Below are 26,660 nucleotides of genomic sequence, written 5' to 3' on the forward strand. Positions count from 1 at the left end.
CGGACGCGGCGATTTCTGACCCCGGGGTGCACCGTTGCCGGACTGCGCGCGGCCGCGCCGCGCCGCAGGCTGTCACCAGGACAGTGCAGGACGCGCGCGATGGAACAGGACGAGGCTGCGGTCGCCGGGCCGCATGGAGGCGCCGGCGACAGTGACAGCAGTGGCGGTGGATCGGGCCGGATCGAGGTCGGCGCGACGGGTCCGTCGGCCGCGACGTTCGGCACCGCGACCGCCGCGGCGCTGGTGCTCGGCGCGACCGTCTGTCTCGCGTTGCCGGCGCTGCTGCCGATGTGGGTGCTGTGGGGCCTGCTCGCGCTCGGGGCGGTGGCCTGGGCCCTCGGGCGCGTGGCGCTGCGCATGGCGGGTGCGGGCATCTTCGGCCTTGCCCTGTGCGGATTGCAGGCGACGCACGCGCTCTCGCTGCAGTGGCCGGCCGCGATGGCGCGCAGCGACGTCGTGGTGTCGGGGCGCCTGGTCGGCCTGCCGGTGCACGAGGCGCAACGGACCTGGTTCGAGTTCCGGGTCGACGCCGATGCGGGGCCTGCGGCGTTGCGCGGCCGGCTGCTGCGGTTGTCGTGGTTCGATGCCCGCGACGCGGCCCCGGACCCGAGCCGGCTGGCGCTCGAACCCGGCGACCGCTGGCGCTTCACCGCGCGCATCCGCGCGCCACGCGGCCTGCGCAATCCCGGCTGGATCGACAGCGAGAAGCACGCGATGGCGCGGCGCGTGACCGCCGTGGGCTACCTGCGCACCGGCGAGCCGATGACGCGGCTCGAAGCGACCGGCGGCATGGACCGCTGGCGGCATCGCACCGCCGAGCGGATCGAGCGGGTGGTCGACGGGGACGCCGCGCGCTTTGTCCGGGCGCTGGCGGTCGGCGATACGCGCGGCCTTGGCGAACTCGACTGGGAAGCGCTGCGCGCCACCGGCCTGACCCACCTGATCGCGATCTCGGGCTTCCACGTCGGCATGGTCGGCGGTGCGTTCGCATTGCTGGCGGCCGCGGTGTGGTGGTGTCTGCCGTCGCTGGGGCGCCTGCTGCCCCGGCCGCAGGCGGCGGCGCTGGTCGCGCTGGCCGCCGCCAGCCTCTATGCCGCGGCGGCCGGCTGGGAGCTGCCGACCGTGCGCACGGTGTTGATGATCGCGGTCGCCGTCGTCGCCCGGCTGGTGCGCCGTCGGCTGCGCATCGCCGATGCCCTGGCCTATGCCGCGACCGCCGTCGTGTTGGTCGATCCGATGGCGGTGCTGTCGGCGGGTTTCTGGCTCAGCTTCGCCGGCGTTGCCTGGCTGGTGTGGTGTCTGCCCGACGCGCGCGCCCTGTCGGCGGCGCGGGGGCTGCTGGCCTCGCAGTGGGTGGCGACGCTCGGGCTGTTGCCGCTGACCGCGGCTCTGTTCGGCCAGGCGTCGCTGGCCGGTCCGTTGGCCAACCTGGTCGCGATTCCCTGGTGGAGCCTGGTCGTGGTGCCGCTTTCGGTGCTGGGCACCGGCCTGGAAGCGCTGCATGCCGGCGCCGGGGACTGGGCCTGGCGGCTGGCGGCGTGGGCGTTCGCGCCGAGTTGGCGGCTGTTCGACTGGCTCGCGGCCGCGCCGTTCGCACTGTGGTGGCTGCCGGCCCCGCACCGGCTCGCGTTGCCCCTGGCGCTGCTGGCCGCGTTCTGGCTGCTGCTGCCGCGCGGCGTGCCGGGCAAGGGGCTCGCCGCGCTGTTGTGGCTGCCGTTGCTGTGGCCGGACCGGGACTTGCCCGGCGTCGGCGAGGCCGAGCTGGTGGTGCTCGATGTCGGCCAGGGGCTGGCGGTGCTGATCCGCACTGCCAGCCACACGGTGCTCTACGACACCGGGCCGGCGATGCCCGATGGCTACGATGCCGGCGAACGGGTCGTGGTGCCGGCACTGCACGCCCTGGGGGTGCGCCGGCTCGACGCGATCGTGGTCAGCCATGGCGATGCCGACCACGCCGGGGGCCTGGATGCGGTGCAGCGGCGTTTCGCCGCGCCGGTGGTGTTCGCGCCGCAATGGGACCGGGTGCCGGGGGCTTCGCCGTGTCTGATGGGCGTGGCCTGGCGCGCCGATGGCGTCGTGTTCCGCTTTCTGCATCCGGATCTGTATTTCCCACCGTTCCGCAATCCATCCAGCTGCGTGCTGCGCGTGGAGACCGCGCACGGCACGGCGCTGCTGCCCGGGGACATCGATACGCTCGTGGAGCGGCTGCTGGTGCACCGCGACGCCGAAGCGCTGGCGGCGGACGTCGTGGTCGCCGCGCATCACGGCAGCAGCGGGTCGTCGGATCCGGCGTTCGTGGCCGCGACCGGGGCGGGGCATGCGCTGATGTCGGCCGGCCACGGCAACCGGTTCGGCCATCCACATGCCCAGGCGCTCGCGCGCTGGACGCACGGGGGGGCTGCCACGCCGGGCACGGCCGAGGCCGGCGCGCTGCGGGTGCGCCTGGGGCAGGGCGGGGTCCGCGTGGCCGGCGAGCGCACCCGGACGCCGCGGCTCTGGGACGCGGCCCGCCGCAGCGAGCGCGGCGCCGGGGGCTGAGTCGCGCTACGTTATCCTAGTCGCCCGAGTGGACCGGCCCCGTGGCCGAAGGGGTTTGCGTGCTCGAACTGGTGAAGGCCGGCGGCTGGCCGATGATGCCGCTGCTGCTGCTGTCGGCGTTCGCGCTGGCAATCATCGTCGAGCGCTTCTGGGCCCTGCGTCGCCGCGCGGTGCTGCCGCCCGGGCTGGGCGAGGAAGTCCGGGCCTGGGCTGCGCGCGGCGCGCTCGACCCGACGCACATCGCCTCGCTGCGCGCGACCGCGCCGCTGGGCGCATTGCTGGCGGCGGCGCTCGACGTCCGTGACCGGCCGCGCGAGGAGATCCGCGAGCGCGTCGAGGACGTCGGCCGCCATGTCGCCTTCGCGATGGAGCGCCATCTCAACGCGCTGGGCACGATCGCCGCGGCCGGCCCGCTGTTGGGCTTGTTCGGCACGGTGGTGGGCATGATCCAGATGTTCCTGGGGGTGATGGACCACGGCATCGGCGATGTCGACCAGCTCGCCGGCGGCATCGGCAAGGCGCTGGTGTGCGCGGCGACGGGCATGATCGTCGCGGTGCCGGCGCTGATGTTCCATCGGCATTTCCGCGCGCGGATCGACGGCTACATCGTGGCGATGGAGCACGAGGCGATCCTGCTGATGGACGCGATCGACCCGCGCACGGCGCGCCGCCCGCCTTCCGTCGTGCCGGGGCGGGGCTGAGCGATGCGCATCCGCGACCGGCGCGCGCGCGACGAGCCCGAGATCAACCTCGTGCCGTTGATCGACGTGATCTTGGTGCTGATCATCTTCTTCGTGATCACCACCACGTTCGACGCGCGCTCGGTGCTCAAGCTCGAGTTGCCGCAGGCCACCGGCGAGCGCAACGACGCCCGGGGCGATACGCTGACCCTGCTGATCAATGCCGATGGCCGCTACTTCGTCCAGGACCGCGAGGCGCTGCGCACCGATGTCGACGCGCTCAAGCGCACGATCGTCGAGGTCGCCGGCGACGACCGCGAGCGCGTGGTGCTGCTGCGCGCCGACGCCCGCACCCCCTGGCAGGCGGTCGTCACCGCCTACGATGCGCTCGGCCAGTTGGGCTTCACCCGCATCGCCAACGCGACCGCGCCGCAGACGGCCGGACGCGTTGCCGAGCCCGCTTCACAGGAACGTTGACGTCATGGCTTCTCCCCCCCAAGGCGCGACACGCGCCGATCGCGCCTGGCCGGTCTACCGCCGGCTGCTGACTTTCGCCGGCGCCTATCGCGGCCTGCTGTCGGTCGCGCTGGTCGGCATGCTGATCGAGGCCGCTGCCGGCGGCGCCTTCACCAAGATGATGGAACCGATCATCGACGAGACGTTCGTGTCGGCCAATGCCGGCGTGAACCTCTGGTTGCCGGCGGCGATCATCGCGCTGTTCGTGGTCCGTGGCCTGGCCGGCTACCTGGCCGACTACAACATGGCCAAGTCCGGGCGCGGCATTGCGCGGGATCTGCGCGTGCGCGTGCTCGCCAAGTACCTCGGGCTGCCGGGCATGCGCTTCGATGCCGAGCCGGTGCCGTCGATGCTGGTCCGACTGGGCTCGGACAGCGACCAGGTCTCGCAGGCCGCGATCGACGCGGCCAAGGTGATGCTGCAGCAGTCGCTGCAGATCATCGCTTCGCTGATCGTGATGCTGATGACCAGTTGGCAGGTCACGCTGACCATCCTGGCGATCGCGCCCCCGTTGTCGTGGATCATGGGCAAGGTCGCGCGCCGCTACCGCCGCGTCAGCCACAGCATCCAGGACAGCGCCGCGATGCTGATGCAGACCGCCGATCAGTCGCTGAGCAACCAGCAGGAAGTGAAGATCTACGGCGCCCAGGCCGCGGAGAACGCGCGCTATGCGGAGGTCGCCGAGCGGCACATGCGGCTCAATCTCAAGGTCGAGGCGACGCGCGCGATCTCCTCGGGCGTGGTCCAACTGATGGGCTCGATCGGTCTGGCGTTGCTGCTTTTGATCGCCGGCTATGAAGCCTCGCAGGGCCGGCTGACCGCAGGCGGCTTCGTCGCGTTGATGATCGCAATGATGGCGATCATCCCCGCGCTCAAGCAGCTGACCAACGTGCAGAACATGCTCCAGCGCGGGGTGGCGTCGGCCGAGCGCTTGTTCGAGATCCTCGATGCGCCCGACGAGCACGACCCGGGCGTGCGGCCGCTGGCGCGCGCGCGCGGCGAGATCGAGTTCCGCCACGTCGGCGCGCGCTATCCGGGGCAGGCCGAGCCGGCGCTGGAGGATGTGAGCTTCGTCGCGCGTCCGGGCACCGTCACCGCGATCGTCGGCCGCTCGGGCAGCGGCAAGTCGACGCTGATCAAACTGCTGCCGCGCTTCTACGAACACGAGACCGGCGAGATCCTGCTCGACGGCCATCCGTTGGAGGACTACCGGCTGGCCGACGTGCGCCGGCAGATCGCGCTGGTCGGCCAGCAGGTGATGCTGTTCGACGACACCGTCGCAGCCAATGTCGCCTATGGCGAGATGGCGGGCGCGCCGATCGCTGCGCTCGAGGGGGCGATCCGCGGCGCGAACGCGATGGAGTTCGTCGACAAGCTGCCCGGCAGGCTCGAGAGCGGCATCGGCAGTCGCGGCGGCCGTCTGTCGGGCGGCCAGCGGCAGCGCCTGGCGATCGCCCGCGCGATGCTCAAGGACGCACCGATCCTGATCCTCGACGAGGCGACCGCGGCGCTGGACGCCGAATCCGAGCGCCTGGTGCAGGATGCGCTCGAGCACCTGATGCCCGACCGCACCACGCTGGTCATCGCCCATCGGCTGGCGACGATCGAGCATGCCGATCAGGTGCTGGTGCTCGATCATGGCCGGCTGGTCGAGCACGGCACCCATCGCGAACTGCTCGCGCGCGGCGGCCTGTACGCGCATCTGCATCGCATGCAGTTCCGCGAGCCCGAGCCGTCGGCGGAGCAGGGCGCGTGAAGGCACCGGACTACTGGTTCGACGGCAGCCGCCCACCGTTGCACGCGCGCTTGCTCGCCCGCGTGTACGCCCGCGCCAGTGCTTGGCGACGCGCGTGGCTGCGCACCCGCAAGGTCGCGCGGCCGGTGCTGGTGATCGGCAACCTGATCGCTGGTGGCAGCGGCAAGACGCCGTTGACGATCGCCATCGTCGAGCGGCTGCAGGCCGCGGGCTGGACGCCCGGCGTCGCCAGCCGCGGCTACGGCCGCGACGAGGCGGGGACACCGCGCTGGGTCGAGCCGGTCAGCGACCCGCGCTGGTCGGGCGATGAGCCGGTGCTGATCGCTGCCCGCACCGGGGCGAAGGTCCGCGTCGACGCCGACCGGGTCGCGGCCGCCAAAGCGCTGATCAAAGCGGGCTGCGACATCGTAGTCTGCGACGACGGCCTGCAGCATTACCGCTTGCAGCGCGACGTCGAGATCGAGGTGATCGATGGCCGCCGCCGTTACGGCAACGGCGCCCTGATCCCGGCCGGACCGCTGCGCGAGCCGGCCGAGCGCGGCGCACGCTGCGATTTTCGCGTGCTCAACACCGGCATGGACGACAGCCTCGAGCCTGGTTTCGGCGAGTGGCCGATGCGGCTGGAGACCGCGCACGCGCTGCCACTGGCCGGCGGGCGGGCGCGGCCGTTGTCGGCCTTCGCCGGGCAGCGCGTGCATGCGGTCGCCGGCATCGGCGATCCCGAACGCTTCTTCGACACGCTGCGCCGCCAGCGCATCGCCGTGGTGCCGCATGCGTTCGCCGATCACCATCGCTACACGCCCGAGGACCTGCGCTTCGGCAGCGACCTGCCGGTGCTGATGACCGAGAAGGACGCGGTCAAGTGCATGCGGTTCGCCGGCGAGCGGCATTACAGCGTGCCGGTCGCCGCGCGGCTGCCCGAAGCGTTCTGGATCGCATTGCTCGACCGTCTCGAGGCGGTCCGCAGCCCGGCCGGCAAGGCTTGAACGCGGCGCGGGCCGCAGCGCCGGTCAGGAGGCGCGCTTGACCGCGGCCATCGCGCGCGCGCGCTCGGGCGGCGCGAAGCTGTCGGCGCGCGCCACCGGCCAGAACGTCCGGAACACCGCGTGCTCGGGCACGCCGGTCAGCAATTCGCCGGGCTCCAGGAACCGGTAGAGCGCCGCCAGCGAGCGGACCTCGGTCGGCGTGACCCGGCGCAGGATGTGCTCCGGCCCGATCTGCATCGGGTGCTCGAGCCCGGCCGCGCCGAGCATGTCGCGCAGCCCGCGCAAGGTGTTCTGGTGGAAATGGAACACGCGTTCGGCCTTGTCGGGCACGTCGAGCAGGCGCCAGCGACGCGGGTCCTGGGTCGCCACGCCGGTCGGGCAGCGGTCGTTGTGGCAACTGCGCGACTGGATGCAGCCGAGCGCGAACATGAAGCCGCGGCCGGCATTGCACCAGTCCGCGCCCATCGCCAGTTGCCGGGCGATGTCGAAGCCGCTGGTGATCTTGCCCGCCGCGGCGACCCGGATGCGTTCGCGCAGCCCGATGCCCACCAGGGTGTTGTGCACCAGCATCAGGGCCTCCTGCAGCGGCAGGCCGACGTGGTTGATGAACTCCGACGGCGCGGCGCCGGTGCCGCCTTCGGCACCGTCGACGACGATGAAGTCGGGCAGGATACCGCTTTCGAGCATCGCCTTGGCGATGCCGAACCATTCCCAGGGATGGCCAATCGCCAGCTTGAAGCCCACTGGCTTGCCGTCCGACAGCGTCCGCAGCCGCGCGACGAAGTCCAGCAGTCCGCGCGGGGTGGAAAATGTCGAATGCGCCGCCGGCGATTCGCAATCGATCCCGACCGGGATACCGCGGGTCTGGGCGATCTCGGGCGTGACCTTGGCGCCGGGCAGCAGCCCGCCGTGTCCCGGCTTGGCGCCTTGCGAGAGCTTGATCTCGATCATCTTGACCTGCGCTTCGGCAGCGTGCCGGGCGAAGCGCGCTTCGTCGAAGCGGCCCTGCTCGTCGCGGCAGCCGAAGTAGCCCGAGCCGATCTCCCAGACCAGATCGCCGCCGTGCTCGCGGTGGTACGGCGAGATCGCGCCTTCGCCGGTGTCGTGATAGAAGCCGCCGCGCTGCGCCCCCAGGTTCAACGCCCGGATCGCATTGGCCGACAGCGAACCGAAGCTCATCGCCGAGATGTTGAACACGCTGGCGGCGTAGGGCTGCGCGCTTTCCTCGCCGACCGGGATGCGGAAATCGTGCGACTGGGCGTGCGCGGGTACCAGCGAGTGGTTGATCCATTCGTACTGCGTGCCGTACATCGGCAGTTCGCTGCCGAATGGCACCACGTCGCTGACGTTCTTGGCGCGCTGGTAGACCAACGCGCGCTGCTGGCGCGAGAACGGCACTTCGTCCTGGTCGTCCTCGATGAAGTACTGGCGGATCTCGGGTCGGAAGGATTCCAGGCCATAGCGGAAATGTGCGGTCAGCGGATAGAGCCGGCGTAACGTCGCCCGGCGCTGCAGCAGGTCCAGCGTGCCCAGGCACGCCAGCGCGAGGAACACCGCCGCCGCGACCGCCCAACCGCCCGAACGCAAGGTCCATGCGCAGACCAGTGCGACGATCGCCATCAGGACCGAGACGCCATATGTCAGGTAACGAATCATCCGACTCCTTCGTGCGGCCCGGCCGATGCCGATCCCGATGCGGATAGCCATGGTAGGAGAGGGCGCGACCGGCCGGCCACCCCGGATCTGAACGGTTTGCCGACCCGGCGATGACTTCACGGCGGATTGGCGTCGCCTTGCCTAGGCTGACGCCACATTCCCAGAACGTTTCGACCCCCAATGCACCGCGCCGTCCCCCAAGCCCAGCATCAGGTCATCCTCGCCGAACTGGCGCGCGCGACCCGGGCCGGACATCCGGATGCGGATTGGCATGAAGTCGAGCCGATGATGCGTCAGGTCTGGGAGTCGGCCACGCGCGGCGCGAGCTGGGAACAGGTGCGGCCGCAGGCCGCCACGCATTGGCGGTCGGGCGATCAGTATCCGTGTCCGGCGTTGGTGCTGGCACCGCCGGTGCGCAAGTCCGGTCTCGCTGCTTGTGTCGAGGGGGGCGGACGCGGTCTGGTTCGGCCCGCGTCATCCTTGTCCCGACAGGCGCCACGGCCATGATGCCCGCACGTGCCGTCTGGCGGATCCTCATCCTGCCGTCGTATGTCCTGATCGCCGGTGCAGTGTTTGCATTCGCGCTCGCCCGCACGCAGGGTTCGATCATCGGGGCGATGGCTGGGCTTGCGCCGTGGGCGTTGGCGGTCTCGGTGATGCTGGCCGTCGCGCTGGCTGTAGGCGGGCTTGTACGTTGGCGTCGGCGACTGGCGACGATGCGCCGCGCGGTGCGGCATGTCCGCGTCCGTGCCGCGGAAGGCCGCCGCCGTTCGTCCGCGCGCGCGCTGTGGGCGCAGATGCGTGGCGCACCTGCTGACGCCGCCGCAGCCGACGAGCAGGAACCGGACGCGCAGGCAGCGGGACTCCGCTCCTGAGCCAGTACGGCGGTCCTGTCGTGCGTCATCGCGGCCCATACCGGTGCACCTGTGCCGCTCCCATCCGGGGCGGCAACCGACAGGCGCGCAGCCTGTGACGCGCACCGCGCGACGCGCTCGGCGACGAGGTCGCGCGCACCCCTAGAACCACCGCGTCGTACATCGGCCGCCATGCGAGAATCGCGCCATGGACGTCCCCGCTGATTTCATCGTCGCCATTCCGGCCCGCTATGCCTCGACCCGTCTGCCCGGCAAGCCGCTGCAGCCGCTGGGCGATGCCCCGCTGGTGCTGCACGTGGCCCAGCGTGCACTCGAGGCCGGCGCTGCCGAAGTGTGGGTGGCCACCGACGATGTCCGGGTCCGCGATGCGCTGGCCGGTACACCCGTCCACGTGGCGATGACCTCGTCCGCGCATCTCTCCGGCACCGATCGGCTGGCCGAATGCGCGGCGCTTGCAGGCTGGGCAGACGAGCGGGTGGTCGTGAACCTGCAGGGCGATGAGCCGTTCGCGCCGGCCGCCGGCATCCGTGCGGTCGCGGCACTCGCGGCGCAGCCGCAGGTCGCGCTGGCCACGCTGGCCGCCCCGATCGACGATGTCCAGACGCTGCTCGACCCGAACGCGGTCAAGGTCGTACTCGGCGCGGGCGGCGATGCGCTCTATTTCAGCCGGGCGCCGGTGCCGTGGCCGCGCGATGCGTTCGCCCGCGACCGCGCGACGATGCCGGCCGGCGAGTGGTGGCGGCATATCGGAATCTACGGTTATCGCGCCGGTTTCCTGCGCCGGTTCGCCGCGATGGCGCCCGGGCGCCTGGAACAGATCGAAATGCTCGAGCAGTTGCGCGTGATCGAAGCCGGGCTTCGGGTCGCGGTCGGCCCGACCCCTGCACCGTTCCCGCCGGGCGTCGACACCCCCGAGGATCTGGCGCGGGCCCAGGCGCGGTTGTCGGGTGCCGATGCCGGGCGTGGCACCGGCTCCGGCGCGCCTGCCTGAACGCGTTCGGCGGCCTGCGCTGACCGCAGTGCTCTCGACAGGGGGCCGCGGCGGGATCCCGCATAATTGCGTCATGAACGACGCTGTCGCAGCGCCCGAATTCCCGGCCGGCCTGGCCTGGCTGAACCTGCGCGACCCGCTGCGCATGGCGCAGCTGCGCGGGCGGGTCTGCGCGCTGGCGTTCGTCAATCTGAGCTCGGCCTGGTGCCAGCAACGGCTCGCCGATCTCGGCCACCTGCGCGCGCGCCATCGCGAGCGCCTGCAGGTGGTCGTCGTCCACGTCCCGCGTTTCGATGCCGAACGCGACGCCAGGCGCAGTGCGCACCGCGTCGACCTGCAGCAGTACGACTTCCCGGTCGCGCATGACGGCGACTGGACGGCCTGGCAGCACTTCGGGCTCGATGCCTGGCCGACGGTCCTGTTGATCGATGGCGAAGGGCGGGTGCGCGAGCGCATCGTCGGCGAAAACGGCATCCGCGACCTCGATGCGCGGATCGGCATGTTGGTCGAGGGCCTGACCCCGCAACCGCTTGCCGGCGATCCGATCCGCTTGCGCCGGGACAGCGAGTCGGCGCTACCGCTGCGGTTCCCGGCAGGGCTGGCGGTGTCGGGCGATCTGCTCTATATCGCCGACTGCGGCCATCACCGCGTGCTCGAATGCGATGCCCGCGGGCGCATCCTGCGCCAGTTCGGCAGCGGACGCGCCGGCTTCATCGACGGCCCGATGGAACTGGCCGCGGTGACCCGGCCGCACGGGCTGTGTCTGGCGCGCGGCGCGCTCTATGTCGCCGACACCGGCAACCATGCCGTGCGCCGGATCGACCTGCGCAGCGGCGACGTGTCCACCGTCTGCGGTGCCGGCCGACCCGGCGTCACCGTGCCCGGATCGCTGGCCGACCCGCGCGCGGTCGCGCTCGACCAGCCGCGTGCCGTCGTGTTGTCGGGCGACCGGTTGTATGTCGCGACCGCCGGCGACAACCGCATCTGGCAGCTCGACCTGGGCCAGACCCGGATTGCGCCGCTGTGCGGCAGTGGCGCGCTCGGCACGCGCGACGGTGTGGGCGCGCAGGCCGCATTCGCCGAGCCGGTGGCACTGGCGTGCGTGCAGCACACGCTCTACGTCTGCGATGCCGCGGGCTCGGCGATCCGCAGTGTGCACCTGCCGACCGGGCAGGTCGCCACGCTGGTCGGCGGCGGACCGTGGCAATTCGGGGCCGTCGACGGCGCGCGCGACGATGCGCAGTTGCAGGCGCCCCAGGCGTTGGCACTCGATCCCGAGGCGCCGGTGCTATGGATCGCCGACAGCGGCAACGACACCTTGCGCCAGCTGCGTCTGGGCGGCGGCGCGCTGTCGACGCTCGCGTTGCCCCAGCGCCTGCATGGGCCCGCGGCCTTGGCCGTCGGGAACGGGCGGCTGTGGATCGCCGACACCGATGCCCATGCCGTGCTGCGGCTGGACCCGACCACCGGCGCGCTGCGCCGCGTCCCGGTGGGCGAATGACCGGCACGACGAAAGCGCGCGGCGCGCGGCCGACATTCGACGGCAAGGCCTTCGTTGCAGGCCTGAGCACTGCGCCGGGCGTCTATCGCATGATCGCGGCCGACGATGCGGTGCTGTACGTCGGCAAGGCCGCGGACCTGCGCAAACGCGTGGCGAGCTACTTCAACGCCACGCCCAAGGCGACGCGGACGATGGCGATGATCGCGCAGATCGCGCGCATGGAAGTCACCGTCACCCGCACCGAGGCCGAGGCGCTGCTGCTGGAAAACCAGCTGATCAAGTCGCTCAAGCCGCGTTACAACGTCTCGCTGCGCGACGACAAGAGCTATCCCTACGTGCTGGTCACCCGCGACACCTGGCCGCGGATCGCGGTCCATCGCGGCCCGCGCAATGTGCCCGGACGCTACTTCGGGCCGTACCCGGGCGTGACCGCGGTGCGCGAAACGCTGAACCTGATGCAGAAGCTGTTCAAGCTGCGCAACTGCGAGGACAGCGTGTTCCGCAACCGCTCGCGGCCCTGCCTGCAGCACCAGATCGGCCGCTGCACCGCGCCGTGCGTCGGGCTGGTGTCCGAGCGCGAGTACGCCGACGCGGTGCGGCGCGCGTCGATGTTCCTCGAAGGTCGCAGCGATGCGCTGACCGACGAGGTCACGCGCGACATGGAAGCGGCGGCCGAACGCCTGGATTTCGAAGAGGCCGCGCGCTTGCGCGACCTGCTGGGCAACATGCGCGGCATGCAGGCGCGGCAGTACGTCGACGGCAAGGTCGCCGAGCTCGACGTGCTCGCCTGCGCGATGCGCGGCACCCATGCCTGCGTGCTGCTGTTGTCGTTCCGCGATGGCCGCAACCTGGGCACGCGGGCGTTCCACCCGCGCACCAACGGCAGCGAGGACCCGGCCGAGGTGCTCGCCGCGTTCGTGTCCCAGCACTATGCCGAGCAGGTGCCGCCGCGCGAGATCGTGCTCGATCGCGCGATCGAGGATGTCGCCTTGCTCGAGCAGGCGTTCAGCGAGGCGGCCGGACGCCGGGTGCAGCTCAAGTGCAACGTGCGCGGCGACCGGGCGCGCTACGTCGATCTGGCGCGGCGCAATGCCGAGATCGCGCTGGCCAGCGAGCTCGGCAGCCAGGCCGCGCAGCAGGCGCGCGCCGACTCGCTGCGTCAGATGCTGGGCCTGGCCGAGCCGGCGCAGCGCATCGAGTGCTTCGACATCAGCCATACGATGGGCGAGGCCACCGTGGCCTCGTGCGTGGTGTTCGATGCGCAAGGGCCGGTGCGCAGCCAGTACCGGCGCTACAACATTGCCGGCATCGAACCGGGCGACGACTACGCGGCGATGCACCAGGCGCTCACCCGGCGCTTCCGCAAGGTGGCCGAGGAGGGCGGCGTGATGCCCGACGTGCTGCTGATCGACGGCGGCGCCGGCCAGGTCGCCCAGGCGCGCGCGGTGCTCGACGGCTACGGCATCACCGGCATCTGTCTGGTCGGCGTGGCCAAGGGCGAGGCGCGCAAGCCGGGCGACGAGACCTTGCTGTTGCCCGCCACCGACGGGCAGCCGGCCCGCGAACTCAAGCCCGGCGCCGCCTCGCCCGGCTTGCAACTGGTGCAGCAGGTGCGCGACGAGGCCCACCGCTTCGCGATCACCGGCCATCGCGGCCGACGCCAGAAGGCGCGCAACACCAGCCGGCTGGAAGACATCCCGGGCATCGGCCCGCGGCGCCGTGCGAACCTGCTCAAGCATTTCGGTGGACTCGGCGGCCTCAAGGCGGCCGGTGCCGAGCAGATCGCGCAGGTCGAGGGCGTCAATGCAGCGCTCGCGCAGCGCATCTATGCGACCCTACACGGGCTCGATGCCGGCGCATCGGGTGCCGGCCAGGACTGATTGCCACGAGTTTGCGATGAAATTGACGATTCCCACCTGGCTCACGCTGCTGCGGATCCTGATGATCCCGGTGCTGGTGCTGGTGTTCTACCTGCCGTTCAAATGGACCAACTTCGCCGCCGCGTTCGTGTTCGGGCTGGCGGCGGTCACCGACTGGCTCGACGGCTGGATCGCGCGTCGCTATGGCCTGTCCTCGGCGTTCGGCGCGTTTCTCGACCCGGTCGCCGACAAGTTGATGGTCGCCGTGGCGCTGTTTCTGATCGTGCAGGGGCACCCGTCGCCGTGGATGGCGATCTGGGCGGCGGTGATCGTCGGGCGCGAGATCGCCGTGTCGGCGCTGCGCGAGTGGATGGCCGAATTGGGGCAGCGGGCGACGGTCAAGGTCGCGGCGATCGGCAAGATCAAGACGATCGCGCAGATGGTCGCGCTGCTGTGCCTGCTGTACTCGGTCACGCCCGAGCGGCCGGTACCGCCGCCGCCGTGGCTGGGGCGCGAGATCTTCGTCGTCGGCGACTGGCTGCTGGCGCTCGCCGCGCTGCTCACGCTGTGGTCGGGGCTGGCGTATCTGCGCGCGGCCTGGCCGATCATGCGCGCCGCCGAACGCAACAAGTATTGACACCCTGCCGGCGAACGGTAGAATTTCGCCTCCCAAGCGGGAATAGCTCAGTTGGTAGAGCACGACCTTGCCAAGGTCGGGGTCGCGAGTTCGAGTCTCGTTTCCCGCTCCAGTTTCAAACGCGAAACCCCGGGTGGTACGCGGGGTTTCGTTTTGTCGGCAGGGTCCTCCGGATCCCGGCGACGGGTCACCGGCCTGGTGGCAGAGTGGTTATGCAGCGGATTGCAAATCCGTGTACGCCGGTTCGATTCCGACCCAGGCCTCCAGCCGGCGCACCACACAGGTCGCAGGCAGGGTACAATTGAAGTCATGCGGGAATAGCTCAGTTGGTAGAGCACGACCTTGCCAAGGTCGGGGTCGCGAGTTCGAGTCTCGTTTCCCGCTCCAGTTCGATGAACAACCCCGCGCAAGCGGGGTTTTTCGTCTGTGCGACACGTGACGTCGCCGGCCTGCCGGGGTTCGGGTTTCAATTCCCCGGGCGCTCAGGCACGCTTGGCGCCGCATGCCCGGATGGCGAAACTGGTAGACGCACCGGACTTAAAATCCGTTGGCCGCAAGGCCGTGCCGGTTCGATTCCGGCTCCGGGCACCATCGCAAGCCCTGCGGGCGGCGGCCGCGTGGACCCGCGGCGTGCCCGCGCATCGTGTCATTCCCCCTTCACCCGGCGGGCTCTAGATTCCCTGTCGACGCTCACTGGGGATCGAGGCGCATCGCAACCGCGGATGCGATGCAACGTATGGCCGTCTCCAGAGTCCGCGACGATTTTCAACTCGCGATCGTCTCCCTGCTCGGGCTGACGACGCTGTTGACGCTGTCGGGCTTCATGCTCTGGCGCTGCCTGCGTGGGGAATGGACGCTGGCTGCGTTCGACGCCTTGGTGATCGTGGTGATCGCCTTGATCGTCGGGCGTGCCTGGCGCACGGGCCGGACCAATGCGGCCGGCGGGTTGATGGCGATTCTGAACTCCGGCTTCTGCCTCACCGCCTGCGTGCTGATCGGCGATGCCGCCAGCGGCTGGGTGTACGTGGTGCTGATGACCAACTTCTACATTGCGCGGACCGAGATCGCCGCGTGGTGCGGGGCGCTGCTGATCGTGGGCGCGACGACGCTGCTGATCGTGCCCGATGCCAGTCTGGGGCGGTGGGCGACCGTCATCACCTGGTCGCTGGTGTATGCGTTCTCGTTCGCCTTCTCGCGCCGCCTGCGCGACTACAGCGACTCGCTGGAGCGTCGGGCGATGCTCGACCCGTTGACCCGGCTGCCCAACCGCGGCGCGATGGAAGCGCATCTGCGCAGCCTCGTGGACGATCGCCGGCAGCCCGGGATCGGCCTGCTGGTCCTGGACCTCGACCGCTTCAAGGCGGTCAACGACACCTTCGGCCATGCGGTCGGCGATGCGGTGCTGGTCGAACTGGGCACGATCCTGCGCGACACGCTGCGCGAGGGCGATGCCGTCTACCGATTCGGCGGCGAGGAGTTCGTCCTCGTGCTGCCCGCAGACGACGATGCGGGGTTGACGGCCGCGGCCGAGCGCGTGCGGGTCGAGGTCGAGCGGCGCCTGCGCAGTCCCGCCGGCCCCATCACGGTGTCGATCGGTGGCGCCATGCTCGCCGCCGAGCAGGACTGGCAGGATTGGTTCGGGCGGGCCGATACCGCGCTGTACCTTGCCAAGCGCGCAGGGCGCAACCGCACGCATATCGCCAAAGGGCTGGACTGACGCGGTGTCGCCTCGCCCGGCGCTGCGGCGTCAGGGCAGCAGGTCGAGCAGGCGCTCGGTGGGGCGACCGACGACCGCGCGCGTGCCGTGCAGCAGGATCGGGCGTTCGATCAGGCGCGGATGCGCCGCCATCGCCGCGATGATCGCGTCGTCATCGAGCGCCGGGTCGGCCAGGCCCAACTCGCCATAGACCGCCTCACCGGTGCGCAGCAGCGCCCGGGGTGCGAGGTCCAGGCGCTGGAGCAGGTCGCGCAGCGCCGCGGCATCGGGCGGGGTCTCCAGATAGAGCACCACCTGCGGCGCGATGCCGCGCGCCTGCAACAGCTCGAGCGCGGCACGCGATTTCGAGCAGCGGGGGTTGTGATAGAGGACGAAGGAATCGGTCATGTCGGGGGAGCTTCGGGATCGGAGGCGGAGGGAGGCACGCCGCTGCGTCGTGCGACCACGCCGGTCGCGGTGACGTCGGCGGTGGTGTTGGTGACGGTCGCAAACGCATCGGGCAGGGTGTCGACCGCCAGCAGCACGCCCAGTGGTTCGACCGGCAGGCCGACAGCCTGGGTGACCGGCAGGTTGTTGGTCATGAAGCTGACCTGCCCGGGCAGGCCGACCGAGCCCATGCTGATCACGATGGCCAGTGCGACCGCGATCGCCAATTGGCCGGCGCCCAGCTCGATCCCGTAGATCCAGGCGATGAAGCTGACCACGCTCAGATACTGGACCGGGCTGGCGATGCGGAACAGCGACACCGCCATCGGCAGCACCAGCGAGGTTACCGCGAGCGGATAGCCCAGGCGGCTGCGCGCGCTGTCGACCATCACCGGCAACGCGGCCAGCGACGACTGGGTGCTCGCCGCGATCGCCTGCACCGGCAGCAGCGCTGCGGCAAAGCGCGCCGGACGCTCGCCGGCGACGACGACGGCGATGAGGTACATCAACAGCGTGATCGCCACATACAGCACGCATTGCAGCGCGATGTAGGTGCCCAGCGCGGTGAACACGCCCAGCCCGACATGCGCGCACACCGACAGCACCAGCGCGAACACGCCCAAGGGCGCGGCGACCAGCACCCAGCGCACGACCACGATCATGGCATCGGCGACCGTGCGCACCAGCTCGAGCATGCGTTCGCGACGCGCGGCCTCCAGGCGGGTCAGCGCGAAGCCGAAGAACATCGAGAACACCACCAGCGGCAGCATTGCGCTGGCGGCCGCCGCGGCGATCGCATTGCTGGGGATCAGGCTGGTGATCCACAGTCCGAACGCTGGCGCCTGCGGCAGTACGTCCGGCGCGCCGATCGCGGCGCGAAACAGCGCGGTCTGGGTCTCGTCGCGCGGCACCAGCGACAGCAGCGCGGGCGCGGCGAGTGCGGCGAACGTCGCTGACAGCGCCAGCATCACCACGAAGGTGGTCATCGCCAGGCGCGCGGTGCGTCCGGAGGCCGCGGCATCGGACGCGGCGTTCACGCCGACGACCACGAGCGCTGCGACCAGCGGGACCACGGTCATCTGCAGTGCGTGCAGCCACAGCGTGCCGATCGGCTGGACGATGTCGGCGGTGCGCACCGCCACCGCCGGGTCCCAGGCGGCCAGCGACAGGCCGATGACGGCGCCGGCCAGCAGCGCGAGCAGCACGCGCGCGGGCATCGACAGGCGGAAGCGAGCGGGCGCGGACGGGCTGGGCGTCATCGGTCGGGTCGGCAGCGGCGGACCCGGCGAGCATGCCATGCCGGCGGCCGCCTGCGATGCAGGTCGGTCATCGCGCCGCAGGGGCGTCCAGTGACAGCGTCAGCATGTCCCGATGGCCGTCGACGAAGCCTGCGCGCAGATACAGCGCCTTGGCGCGCGGGTTGTGGTGATGCACCTCCAGCCGCAGCATCGCCACGCCCCAGGCGCGGCTGCGTTCGGCTGCCAGGGTCAGCGCCTGCGCCCCCAGGCCGCGGCCGCGCGCCTGCGGCGCGACATAGAGCTCGTCGAGCAGCGCGAACGCGCCGCCCTGTTCGAGGCTGAAGCCCCGGGTCAGCACCAGATAGCCGTCCTCGCCGGCATCGCCGAGCAGCAACACCACGCCGTGCGCGGGGTCGGCCAGCAGCGCATCGAGCCCGGCACCGACGCGGACCGGGTCAAACACCAAGCGGTCCTCCGCATAGAACGCACGCATCATCGCCAGCACATGTGCGCGATCGGCGGCGGTAGCGTCGCGCGCAAGCGGCGCCGGATCGACAGGAAGCACCATCGGACAACTCCAGACAACGACAGACGCCCCATTGTCGCCCGTGGGCGAACGAGCGTCAGGCGGGAAGCGGGGCGAGATCGCGGATCGACACGATGCCAAGGCCCGGTGCCTCGCTGATGCGGATGGTCGGCCCGTCGAAATGGACGCCACCCTCGACCGGGTCGTACGCGCACAACGACGGACCATCGAGATCGACCTTGGTGATCGCGTCGGCCTTGGCAACCGCCAGGTGCACGGCCGCGGCGACACTGATGCTGCTCTCGAGCATGCAGCCGATCATGCAGTCGATGCCGTGCAGGGCGGCGATGTCGGCCAGCCGGATCGCGTTCGACAGGCCACCGGTCTTCATCAGCTTGATGTTGACGATGTCGGCCGCGCGCATGCGGATCAAGTCGATCAGCTCGAGCGGGCCGAACACGCTTTCGTCGGCCATGACCGGCACGGCGACCCGATCGGTGACGAACTTCAGGCCGTGTAGGTCGTGCGCCGGGACCGGTTGCTCGAGCAGTTCGGGATGGATACCGGCCGCCTCGAGCCGGCGCATCGTCTGCACGGCCTGCTTGGGCGTCCAGCCCTGGTTGGCATCGAGCCGCAGCGTGGCGCGGCCGTCGACCGCAGCATGGACCGCGCGGACGCGGTCCAGGTCCAGCGCGGTGTCCTGGCCGACCTTGACCTTCAGCGAGCGAAAGCCGCGTGCGAGCGCGGCCTGCGCGTCGGCGACCATCGTGTCGACATCGCCGACACTGATCGTGAGGTCGGTCGCGAGCACCGGCTCGCCGCCACCGCCGAGGATGCGGTACAGCGGCGCGCCGTGCAGCTGCGCGAACAGGTCGTAGAGCGCGATCTCGACCGCGGCCTTGGCGCTGGTGTTGCGCAGCAGCGCGGTCTGTACCAGGCGCACGAGGCGGTTGAGATCCCCGACCTCCCGGCCGACCAGGCGCGGTGCGATGACCTGGGCGATCGCCGCGACGATCGCGCCGTGCGTGTCGCCGGTGATCACCGCGGTCGCGGCGGCCTCGCCGTGGCCGACGTGACCGGTATCGGTGTGGATCGTGACGACGATGTCCTCGACCCGCTCGACCGTGCGCAGCGCGGTCTTGAACGGCGTTCGGAGCGGCACGCGCAGCATGCTCAGGCGAATGTCGGTGATCTTCATGGCGACAGGTCCGGGCAGGGCGTTCAGCGCACGCGCTGGATGCTGGTGATGCGGTCGATCGTCGCCTCGCCGTCGCTGCCCAGCAACGGCAGCAGCGGGGTCACCACCACGCCATTGAGCGCCAGCCGCGCGAGCGCGCCGTCGGCGCCGCGCAGCGAGGTGCCGGCGGTGTCGTGGATCACATAGGGATCGCCGTCGACATGGCCGATGACCATCATCACGTGGCCCGGGATGAACACCAGATCGCCGACATCGGTCTGTCGCAGCGGGCGCAGGCGCGCCTCGCGCGACATCGCCGGCGCGAAGGCGATCCGGTCCAGCGCCGGGCTGGTGCCCTGTGCGCTGGTGTTGCGCGGCAGCAGGATCCCGAGGCTGCGGTAGACCTCCGAGACGAAGCCGCTGCAGTCGCGCGCGTTGTACGAATGCCCCCAGCCGTAGCGCTCGCCGAGGAACTTGAACGCCTGACGGATCAGCTGGGCGCGGGTGAACGCGAGCGCGTCGTCGGCGACGTCAGCCGCCTGCGGCAGCATCGCAGGCGCGAACGCCAGGCCGCCGGTCGCGGTGCGCACCGGCAGCTCCACGACGCGGCCGTACCACGGAATCTGGCCATTGAGCACGCGATCGCCGGGCCAGTCGAGGGCGGGCACGCGCACGCCCATCTCCAACTGCACATCGGAGACCTCGGGCGCTTGCGGCGTGTAGACGGTCCGCGCGGTCGCGCCGGTCACGATCGGCCCGTGCGCTGCACGCGCGACGTAGTCGGCGACCGCGTCGCGTGTGCCCAGTGCGACCTGCGTGGCGTCGATCCAGGCCGCGTAGCGCTCGCTGACGACGAAGTACCAGGCGCCGTCTCGGCTCGCGTGCACCACCGCGACCGGCGCGCCTGGAAACAGGGCGTCTTCCTGGAACCGGTCGATGTCGGTGTCCTCGGGGCGGCTGAACACCCGTGTGCGGGTCGGGAACGCACGCAGGTCCGCGCGGCGCACGACCAGACCGAAACGGGGCGACGGCGCGGCGGGCAGGGCCGCCAGGTCGACATCGGCGCGCAGACGGGCGAGCGCCGCTGCATCCAGCACGCGGCCATCGAGCGTGTAGCGCGGCTGCGCGGGGCGCGTCGACACCGCCTCGATCCAGCCGGCGACGGTGGCGCGGTCGAGCGTGTCGGGCAATGCGAGCACGTCGTGGATCGAGGGATCGACGCGCCGCATCGCGGCGTTTTGGGTCGCGATCGCGGCGCGATCGAGCAGGCGCGCATCGGGCGCGTCGAGCCGGTCGATCCAGTACTGCGGATCGAGCTGCGCGCGTGTCATTCCGGGAATCGCCGGCGGCGTCGCCGATGCGCTCGCCGCCAGCAGCGAGGCCAGCAGCGCGCCGGCCATACATCGCCAGGGACGGCGGCGCCCGGGCGAGGCGCCGCGTCGCGTCCGCATCGTGGCCGTTGTCGTCTGCATCGCAGCTCCTGCATGGCGGCCGCACGGGCCGCGGGGACGCATTCGAGCATAGGTGTTTTGGCGCAGCGGACAAGCCGGCCGACGCGATTGACAAGGCTCGGGGTGCGGTGTAATCACAATGGCATCGTGTCGCGCGCATGGGGAGCGGGCACACACATGGCAGGCCGGCATCGATGCGCGATGGCGCGTGTGGCCGCCGGCTGTGCCCGTCACGCCATCGCCAGGGGAACGCCGCATGCCCGTATCGTCCAGACATCTGTGCTCGAGCCGTTGTCCGCTCGCCATCGCGTTGTTGGCGGCCATCGCGATGCCGGCCGCGGCGCAGTCGACCGATGCCCACGTCAACACGCTCGACCAGGTCCAGGTGACCGGCTCGCGCATCGCGCGCACGCAAGTCGAGGGGCCGGCGCCGGTGACCGTGATCACGGCCGAGGAGATCCAGAAGCAGGGGTTCAGCACGGTCTGGGAGTCGCTGGGCACGCTGACCCAGTTCACCGGCAACACGCTCAACGAATCCGATCAGACTGGCAACGCGCCCAACGGCCAGTTCATGAATCTGCGCGGCCTGGGGCCGGGCTACCAGCTGATCCTGCTCAACGGCCAGCGTCTGGCCGACTATCCGCAGCCCTACGGCTCGAGCGGTACCGCGGTGAGCCTGGGCAGCATTCCGGCCGCGGCGATCGAGCGTATCGAAGTCATGAGTGGCGGCGCGTCGGCGATCTACGGCTCGGATGCGGTGGCCGGCGTGGTCAACATCATCACCCGCGAGAACTTCAGTGGCGACACCGTGCGCCTGCGCGGCGGCACGACATCCGGCGGCGGTGGCGACACCGGCCAACTGCAGTGGAGCGGCGGCCGCAGCGGCGACCGCTGGAGCCTGACCTACGCATTCGAGCGACTGGATCGCGAAGAGATCGTCGCCGCGCAACGCGACCTGACCTATCTTGCGCACCCGCAGTACCGCACGAACCCCGAGCGTCCGACCGCATCGATCTCGGGCGTGTACTTCCTCGCCGGTTCCAACTATCTGTGGCGCGGCGACAACGGCGTGCTGTCCCCCAGCTACGACGCGATGGTGCAGGCGTGCGCGGCAACCAATCCGAGCTTCGTGCCGTTCCATTCGGCGACCAGCGCACCGCTGCCCAATCGCTGCGGCGCACTGGATTACTACAACGCCCGCTCGATCCAGAACGCCTACGGCAAGACGTCGGCCTACCTGTCGGGCAGCGTCGACTTCAGCGAATCGGTGACTGGCTACGCCCAGGTGCTGGGCAGCCGCTCGCAGGACAAGAGCTCCAGCCAGACGCACTATTACATCGGCGAAACCCCGTTCACGGTGCAGGATCCGACGCGGGGGCTGGTGACCGCGCAGCGGATCTTCCTGCCCGACGAGGTCGGCGGGGTGAAGCGGATCGAGTACGACGAGCGCGCCTGGAACCTCAATGCCGGCGTGCGCGGCACGGCGTTCGGCGGCCGCTTCGATTGGGACGTGGGTTTCACTTCGTCGCGCTTCGAGATCGAAACCAGGCGGCCGCGCTTTCTGACCCGCGCGGTGCGCGATTACTACATGGGGCCGATCCAGGGCTATACCGCCAATGGCACCGAGATCCGCGAGTTCCTCGTCGACCGGCTGTTCGCACCCGGCACGCCCGAGCTCTACGACCAGCTGACCACGACCGTCGTCAGTTCCGGCACGTCGAAATCCGACCAGGCGCAGTTGGTCTTCAGCGGTCCGCTGTTTGACCTGCCGGCCGGCCCCTTGCAGATGGCCGCAGTCGTCGAGGCTGCGCGGCAGGAATACACGCTGACGCCGGACCCGCGCACGACCGTCGACTACACCGGCCCGGATCGCGTCTACAACCTGACCAGCACGCCCGGCGGCGGCCCGCGCAATCGCTACGCCGCCGGTCTCGAATTCCGCGTGCCGGTCTTCTCCAAGCTCGAAGCCACGCTGGCCGGCCGCTACGACAAGTACGACGACATCACCTCGGTCGACGATGCGATCACCTGGCAGGCGGGCCTGGAATGGCGTCCCTTCACCACGCTGCTGCTGCGCGGCGCCCACGCGACGAGCTTCCGCGCGCCCGATCTGCTGTGGATCTACGCGGGCACGACCGGCTCCAATCCTTTTGTCGACGACGAGTATCTGTGCCGTGCCAACGGCATCGCCGCCGAAACGCCCGCGTGTACCTCGGCCTACAACTACCAGACCTACATGACCCAATCCTCCAATCCCCTGCTGCAGGAGGAGGAGGGCAAGTCGACGACGCTCGGCGTGGTGTGGGACGCGCTGCCGAACCTGTCGATCGGCGTCGACTGGTACCGGATCGAGCTCGAGGGTCGCGTCCAGGCGCTGTCCAACAGCTACTACCTCGAACAGGAAGCGAACTGCCGGCTCGGTGTCGACCGCGCCGGCAATGCGGTCGATACCACCTCGCAGGCGTGCCAGTTCTACGCCGGGGCGGTCGAGCGCACGGTCTCCGATCTCAATCCCGAAGGCCGCATCACCCGCTTTGCGACCTATCCGATCAATGCTTCGCTGATGCGCACCGAAGGGCTCGATGCGACCTTGCGCTGGGCGCAGGACCTCGGCCGCTGGGGCGATCTGGGCGTGCAATTGGGCTACACGCATGTGCTCGCGTTCGAGGTCGCGCAGTTCGGCGACGAGGCGCCGCGCGACGTCCGCAGCACGGTCGAGTACAACGCCTTCCGCAGCCGCGCCAACTGGCGCGCCAACTGGGCGGTCGGCGACTGGACCACCAGCCTCTACGGCTACCGCTGGGGCGGGCGCCCCAACTACAACGGCACGCTGCGCCCCGGCCGCACACCGGCCTACGTGATCTGGAACGCCGACGTGTCGCGTCGCATCACCGACCACGTCACGCTCGGCGTGAGCGTACTGAACCTGCTCGACGAGACGCCGCCGCGCGACGATTCCCACACTGCGTGGCCGTACTTCGCCAGTTCCTACAGTGCGATCGGTCGCCAGGTGTTCGCCAACATCACGTTCGATTTCTGAGGCATGCGCGCCACTTGCCTGGCCTGGACGCTGGCGGGCTGGCTGGTCGCCGGCCTGCCCGCAGTCGCCGCCACCCCCGTCGCGCCTGCGCGCCTGGCGGCGCTGGTCGACGCTGCGGCCGAGCGCTACGCGCTGCCCGGCATCGCGGTCGGCGTGGTCGTCGATGGCGAGGTTGTGCTGCGGCATACGCGCGGCGAACTGCGTGCGGGCGAGGGCGAGGCGGTCGATCCCGCGACGCTGTTCAAGATCGCCTCCAACAGCAAGGCGATGACCGCTGCCGTGCTCGCTCGGCTGGTCGATGCCGGGCAGCTGCGCTGGGACGATCCGGTGGTGCGTTACCTGCCGCAGTTCCGCATGTACGACGACTGGGTCACGCGCGAGATGCAGGTCCGCGACCTGCTGATCCACAACAGCGGCCTGAGCCCGGGCGCCGGCGACTTGATGCTGTGGCCGTCGCCGAACGCCTTCACCCGCGCCCAGGTGATCGAAGGGCTGCGCCACCTGCGGCCGCGCTGGAGTTTCCGGTCACGCTACGCCTACGACAACACGCTCTACATCGTCGCTGGCGAAGTCGCGGCTGCGGCGGGCGGCGCCCCATACGACACGCTGGTGCGCCGCGAGATCTTCGAGCCGCTCGGCATGCACCGTTGCCAGGCCGGCGCCTGGCAGCGCGATGCGGTCGGCAACGTCGCCCAGCCACACGCCCGCTTCGATGGCCGCAATACGGTCGTGCGTGGCGACGAGGCGATGATTCCCGACGAACCGATGATGGCGGCCGGCGGCTTGCGCTGCAGTCTCGACGACATGCTGCGATGGGCGCAGGCCTGGCTCGACCCGGACGCCGGGACCCCTGGCCAGCCCTGGCTGTCGGCTGCGCAGCGCGAGGCCGCTTGGACCGCGCATATGCCGATGCCGCTGACTGCGCGCATGCGCGCCTGGGACCGCAGCCATTTCTCGGCCTACGGCTACGGCTGGCGGTTGACCGATGTCGACGGCACCGCGAAGGTGTCGCACACCGGCACGCTGACGGGCATGGTGTCCTCGCTGGTGCTGCTGCCCGAGCAGCGCGTCGGCATCGTGGTGTTGATCAACGGCGATGCCGATCCCGCGCGCACGGTGCTCACTCAGGCGCTGGTCAAGCAGTTCGTCGCCACCGACGGTGGTCCGCACGACGTCGACGCCTATGCCGGCCGGCTGGAGGCGGAGCGCGGCGCGACAGCGCATGCCGAACAGCCGGACGCCCACGATGCGGTCGCCGTCTCGGCCGCGGTCGCCGCCTCACTTGCCGGTCGTTACCGCGATCCCTGGTTTGGTGACGTGGCGTTGTGTCCGCGCGACGGAGGCCTGCGCTGGATCGCGGCGCGTTCGCCCAAACTCGATGGCGATGTCGTCGCCGTCGATGGTGGGCTGCAGGTGCGCTGGCGCGCGCCCGATGTCGACGTCGATGCCTGGCTATGGCCCACGCCAGCGGCTGGCCGCACGGTCTCGCTGCAAATGGCCAAGGTCGATCCGGACGCGGATTTCAGCTACGACTTCGAAGACCTGGCACTGACGCGCGTCGGCGACTGCGACTGAGCGATGCAGCGTCGCCGTTGGCGGCGATGGTGCATCTGCGCGGCCCCGCGTGCCTGGGAGATGCGTGCGATGTGCGTTGCTCCTTCCCTTCGCGTGCGGGACATTGCGCCCGTCACGGATGGAAGGTTGGGTTGGGGCAGGGCGGCTGCGTGCAGAACGAAAAAACCCCTGCATCGCTGCAGGGGTTTTTCGTAACACTGGCGGAGCGGACGGGACTCGAACCCGCGACCTCCGGCGTGACAGGCCAGCATTCTAACCAGCTGAACTACCGCTCCGAGCCGCGAGATTCTACGCGAATTCGCGCGCTTGGGAAGGGGGTTGCGCGATCTTTTTTCCATCTCGCCTTCGTCGGTGCGTGCGCTCCCCGAATCGGCGCGTTTGCGAGGCCCGCGATCTGCATCGGTCGACGTGCGTGGCTGCGTGGTGTGTCGCCGGATTGCTACGTGGGGACGACCAGCGACATGCGATGCGCGATGTCACTGCACGCGTGGATCGTCGGCCCGCGTGTCGAGGTCGCCACAGTGACGGGGGCGCTACACCGGCACGCGCATCGAGAGTGACGTCATGCGAGTGCACGTCTCGAGCTGCCACAGCGCGAAAAGCCCGCGCCCCCACCCGACGCCTCCGGCGTCGACCTCCGCCCGCAAGCGGGGGAGGTGGTGCGCTGCTCGACGACTGCGTCCTCTGATCGAGATCGCGGAAAGCCTTCTTCGCATGTGGGGTAGATGGGGCGGATGCAGGTCGATGCGGGGCTTGTGGCATTGGCGGCCGGGGCTCCAGGCCTCCACCTGACGCCTTCGGCGTCGACCTCCGCCCGCAAGCGGGGGAGGTGGTGCGCTGCTCGACGACTGCATCCTCTGATCGAAGCGGAAAAAGCCCTTCCCCGCATGCGGGGGAGGGTTGGGTGGGGGCAGGGCTCGCGACGTAGGACTCGACGCCCATGTTCAACAGCGCGCCACACCCGCACCCAGACGCAAAAAAAAAGGTTCTTCGCAGATTAGCGGGGAGTCCTTTGCCAGCCACCGTTACGCTTGATGCCTGATTCCAGGGCGCAAGGGTGAGGGGATGTTCGACCGGAAGACGATCAAGAGGCTGGGCGGGTGGGAAGGCTATCGGGTGGAGCGCATCGCGTGGCCCGAGGGCGGCAGCCGGACCGTGACGATCTACCTCAAGCCCAGCGCCCGCATGATGTACTGCCAGCACTGCGGCAGTCGGTGCCGGCAGGTGCATGAGACGACTGCGCGGCGGGTGCGTGACCTACCTCTGATGGCACTTCAGGTGCGGTTGGTGGTGCCGCGCCGGCGCGTCTGGTGCGACCAGTGCGGCGGTCCGCGACTGGAAAAGTTGAGCTGGCTGGGGCGCTACCAGCGGGTGACCAACCGGTTGGCCGAGGCGGTCAGCCAACTGCTTGAATCCAGCAACATCCTGGCTGTTGCCCGCTTTTTCCAACTGGGTTGGCACACGGTCAAGGCGCTCGATAAGGCCCAGTTGCGGCAGGTTGTGCGGGCGCCGGAT

Annotated in this window: 20 protein-coding genes and 5 tRNA genes; 18 read left to right on the top strand and 7 right to left on the bottom strand. The window is 70.3% G+C overall.

Features of this window, described 5'->3' with window-relative positions; genetic code table 11:
• The first annotated feature begins 99 nt into the window (after positions 1–99).
• The 5 genes from ABE487_RS09085 to lpxK are packed head-to-tail and all read left to right on the top strand — an operon-like array spanning position 100 to position 6,476.
• Positions 100–2,538, top strand: a complete 2,439-nt coding sequence (locus ABE487_RS09085; RefSeq protein ID WP_346452068.1) for a DNA internalization-related competence protein ComEC/Rec2 — start codon at positions 100–102, stop codon at positions 2,536–2,538.
• A 59-nt stretch (positions 2,539–2,597) separates the two neighbouring features.
• A complete protein-coding gene (locus tag ABE487_RS09090) occupies positions 2,598–3,239 on the top strand; it encodes a MotA/TolQ/ExbB proton channel family protein (protein ID WP_346452095.1) in 642 nt (213 codons plus the stop codon).
• Positions 3,240–3,242: 3 nt separating this feature from the next.
• On the top strand, positions 3,243–3,695 hold the full coding sequence (locus tag ABE487_RS09095; RefSeq protein ID WP_346442346.1) for a biopolymer transporter ExbD: 453 nt from the start codon (positions 3,243–3,245) through the stop codon (positions 3,693–3,695).
• Positions 3,696–3,699: 4 nt separating this feature from the next.
• Positions 3,700–5,490, top strand: a complete 1,791-nt coding sequence (gene msbA, locus ABE487_RS09100) for a lipid A export permease/ATP-binding protein MsbA (RefSeq protein ID WP_346442347.1) — start codon at positions 3,700–3,702, stop codon at positions 5,488–5,490.
• Entirely contained in the window at positions 5,487–6,476 is a 990-nt protein-coding gene (gene lpxK, locus ABE487_RS09105) for a tetraacyldisaccharide 4'-kinase (protein ID WP_346442348.1), read from the top strand. Before msbA ends, lpxK begins: the two co-directional genes overlap by 4 nt.
• Positions 6,477–6,500: 24 nt before the next feature.
• Here the strand turns inward: lpxK and ABE487_RS09110 are convergent, their stop codons facing one another.
• A complete protein-coding gene (locus ABE487_RS09110; RefSeq protein ID WP_346452067.1) occupies positions 6,501–8,132 on the bottom strand; it encodes an FMN-binding glutamate synthase family protein in 1,632 nt (543 codons plus the stop codon).
• 503 nt (positions 8,133–8,635) lie between these two features.
• On the opposite strand from ABE487_RS09110, the gene ABE487_RS09115 reads away from it, so the two are divergent.
• From ABE487_RS09115 to ABE487_RS09160, 10 genes are all read left to right on the top strand, one after another.
• The gene (locus tag ABE487_RS09115) at positions 8,636–9,007 is read left to right on the top strand and encodes a hypothetical protein (RefSeq protein WP_346452066.1); all 372 of its coding nucleotides are present in this window, start codon (positions 8,636–8,638) and stop codon (positions 9,005–9,007) included.
• A 187-nt stretch (positions 9,008–9,194) separates the two neighbouring features.
• Positions 9,195–9,998, top strand: coding sequence for a 3-deoxy-manno-octulosonate cytidylyltransferase (gene kdsB, locus ABE487_RS09120; protein WP_346452065.1), 804 nt, complete (start codon positions 9,195–9,197; stop codon positions 9,996–9,998).
• A gap of 73 nt (positions 9,999–10,071) precedes the next feature.
• Positions 10,072–11,499 carry a hypothetical protein gene (locus ABE487_RS09125; protein WP_346442352.1) on the top strand — a complete coding sequence of 476 codons (1,428 nt, stop codon included), beginning with the start codon at positions 10,072–10,074 and terminating at the stop codon, positions 11,497–11,499.
• Entirely contained in the window at positions 11,496–13,379 is a 1,884-nt protein-coding gene (gene uvrC / locus ABE487_RS09130; protein ID WP_346442353.1) for an excinuclease ABC subunit UvrC, read from the top strand. The genes ABE487_RS09125 and uvrC overlap by 4 nt, the downstream gene beginning before the upstream one ends.
• 16 nt (positions 13,380–13,395) lie before the next feature.
• A complete protein-coding gene (gene pgsA / locus ABE487_RS09135; protein WP_346442354.1) occupies positions 13,396–13,995 on the top strand; it encodes a CDP-diacylglycerol--glycerol-3-phosphate 3-phosphatidyltransferase in 600 nt (199 codons plus the stop codon).
• A 36-nt stretch (positions 13,996–14,031) separates the two neighbouring features.
• Positions 14,032–14,107, top strand: a tRNA-Gly gene (locus tag ABE487_RS09140).
• A gap of 80 nt (positions 14,108–14,187) precedes the next feature.
• A tRNA-Cys gene (locus ABE487_RS09145) sits at positions 14,188–14,261 on the top strand.
• A gap of 45 nt (positions 14,262–14,306) precedes the next feature.
• Positions 14,307–14,382: transfer RNA gene (locus ABE487_RS09150), tRNA-Gly, on the top strand.
• A gap of 117 nt (positions 14,383–14,499) precedes the next feature.
• A tRNA-Leu gene (locus ABE487_RS09155) sits at positions 14,500–14,586 on the top strand.
• A 145-nt stretch (positions 14,587–14,731) separates the two neighbouring features.
• Entirely contained in the window at positions 14,732–15,712 is a 981-nt protein-coding gene (locus ABE487_RS09160; protein WP_346442355.1) for a GGDEF domain-containing protein, read from the top strand.
• 30 nt (positions 15,713–15,742) lie between these two features.
• Here the strand turns inward: ABE487_RS09160 and arsC are convergent, their stop codons facing one another.
• The 5 genes from arsC to ABE487_RS09185 form a co-directional block, all read right to left on the bottom strand.
• Entirely contained in the window at positions 15,743–16,099 is a 357-nt protein-coding gene (arsC, locus tag ABE487_RS09165) for an arsenate reductase (glutaredoxin) (RefSeq protein WP_346442356.1), read from the bottom strand.
• A complete protein-coding gene (locus ABE487_RS09170) occupies positions 16,096–17,397 on the bottom strand; it encodes a cation:dicarboxylase symporter family transporter (protein ID WP_346452064.1) in 1,302 nt (433 codons plus the stop codon). Before ABE487_RS09170 ends, arsC begins: the two co-directional genes overlap by 4 nt.
• A gap of 67 nt (positions 17,398–17,464) precedes the next feature.
• Positions 17,465–17,944, bottom strand: a complete 480-nt coding sequence (locus tag ABE487_RS09175; protein WP_346442358.1) for a GNAT family N-acetyltransferase — start codon at positions 17,942–17,944, stop codon at positions 17,465–17,467.
• A 55-nt stretch (positions 17,945–17,999) separates the two neighbouring features.
• Positions 18,000–19,100, bottom strand: coding sequence for a dipeptide epimerase (locus ABE487_RS09180; protein ID WP_346442359.1), 1,101 nt, complete (start codon positions 19,098–19,100; stop codon positions 18,000–18,002).
• Positions 19,101–19,123: 23 nt separating this feature from the next.
• Entirely contained in the window at positions 19,124–20,551 is a 1,428-nt protein-coding gene (locus tag ABE487_RS09185) for an SH3 domain-containing protein (protein ID WP_346452063.1), read from the bottom strand.
• A gap of 235 nt (positions 20,552–20,786) precedes the next feature.
• On the opposite strand from ABE487_RS09185, the gene ABE487_RS09190 reads away from it, so the two are divergent.
• Both ABE487_RS09190 and ABE487_RS09195 read left to right on the top strand, forming a co-directional pair.
• Complete coding sequence (locus tag ABE487_RS09190) at positions 20,787–23,570, top strand: TonB-dependent receptor (protein ID WP_346442361.1); 2,784 nt, start codon at positions 20,787–20,789, stop codon at positions 23,568–23,570.
• Positions 23,571–23,573: 3 nt separating this feature from the next.
• Positions 23,574–25,145 carry a serine hydrolase domain-containing protein gene (locus tag ABE487_RS09195; protein ID WP_346452062.1) on the top strand — a complete coding sequence of 524 codons (1,572 nt, stop codon included), beginning with the start codon at positions 23,574–23,576 and terminating at the stop codon, positions 25,143–25,145.
• Between the two features lie 198 nt (positions 25,146–25,343).
• Here ABE487_RS09195 and ABE487_RS09200 read toward each other — a convergent pair.
• Positions 25,344–25,420 (bottom strand) — tRNA-Asp (locus tag ABE487_RS09200).
• A 790-nt stretch (positions 25,421–26,210) separates the two neighbouring features.
• On the opposite strand from ABE487_RS09200, the gene ABE487_RS09205 reads away from it, so the two are divergent.
• Positions 26,211–26,660, top strand: a 450-nt coding sequence (locus ABE487_RS09205) for a helix-turn-helix domain-containing protein (RefSeq protein WP_346451224.1), incomplete at its 3' end; no start/stop codon positions are given.

Origin of the sequence: Luteimonas sp. TWI596 (assembly GCF_039674105.1) — a bacterium.
In the GTDB taxonomy this organism is placed as follows: Bacteria; Pseudomonadota; Gammaproteobacteria; order Xanthomonadales; family Xanthomonadaceae; genus Luteimonas.

Excerpts from the sequence above, each read along its gene's own strand:
- ABE487_RS09185 (WP_346452063.1), bottom strand. The coding sequence starts at position 20,551 with ATGCAGACGACAACGGCCACGATGCGGACGCGACGCGGCGCCTCGCCC.
- kdsB (WP_346452065.1), top strand. The coding sequence starts at position 9,195 with ATGGACGTCCCCGCTGATTTCATCGTCGCCATTCCGGCCCGCTATGCC.
- arsC (WP_346442356.1), bottom strand. The coding sequence starts at position 16,099 with ATGACCGATTCCTTCGTCCTCTATCACAACCCCCGCTGCTCGAAATCG.
- ABE487_RS09190 (WP_346442361.1), top strand. The coding sequence starts at position 20,787 with ATGCCCGTATCGTCCAGACATCTGTGCTCGAGCCGTTGTCCGCTCGCC.
- ABE487_RS09180 (WP_346442359.1), bottom strand. The coding sequence starts at position 19,100 with ATGAAGATCACCGACATTCGCCTGAGCATGCTGCGCGTGCCGCTCCGA.
- ABE487_RS09175 (WP_346442358.1), bottom strand. The coding sequence starts at position 17,944 with ATGGTGCTTCCTGTCGATCCGGCGCCGCTTGCGCGCGACGCTACCGCC.
- ABE487_RS09110 (WP_346452067.1), bottom strand. The coding sequence starts at position 8,132 with ATGATTCGTTACCTGACATATGGCGTCTCGGTCCTGATGGCGATCGTC.
- pgsA (WP_346442354.1), top strand. The coding sequence starts at position 13,396 with ATGAAATTGACGATTCCCACCTGGCTCACGCTGCTGCGGATCCTGATG.
- ABE487_RS09095 (WP_346442346.1), top strand. The coding sequence starts at position 3,243 with ATGCGCATCCGCGACCGGCGCGCGCGCGACGAGCCCGAGATCAACCTC.
- uvrC (WP_346442353.1), top strand. The coding sequence starts at position 11,496 with ATGACCGGCACGACGAAAGCGCGCGGCGCGCGGCCGACATTCGACGGC.
- ABE487_RS09160 (WP_346442355.1), top strand. The coding sequence starts at position 14,732 with ATGGCCGTCTCCAGAGTCCGCGACGATTTTCAACTCGCGATCGTCTCC.
- ABE487_RS09125 (WP_346442352.1), top strand. The coding sequence starts at position 10,072 with ATGAACGACGCTGTCGCAGCGCCCGAATTCCCGGCCGGCCTGGCCTGG.
- ABE487_RS09085 (WP_346452068.1), top strand. The coding sequence starts at position 100 with ATGGAACAGGACGAGGCTGCGGTCGCCGGGCCGCATGGAGGCGCCGGC.
- ABE487_RS09170 (WP_346452064.1), bottom strand. The coding sequence starts at position 17,397 with ATGACGCCCAGCCCGTCCGCGCCCGCTCGCTTCCGCCTGTCGATGCCC.
- ABE487_RS09195 (WP_346452062.1), top strand. The coding sequence starts at position 23,574 with ATGCGCGCCACTTGCCTGGCCTGGACGCTGGCGGGCTGGCTGGTCGCC.
- ABE487_RS09115 (WP_346452066.1), top strand. The coding sequence starts at position 8,636 with ATGATGCCCGCACGTGCCGTCTGGCGGATCCTCATCCTGCCGTCGTAT.
- msbA (WP_346442347.1), top strand. The coding sequence starts at position 3,700 with ATGGCTTCTCCCCCCCAAGGCGCGACACGCGCCGATCGCGCCTGGCCG.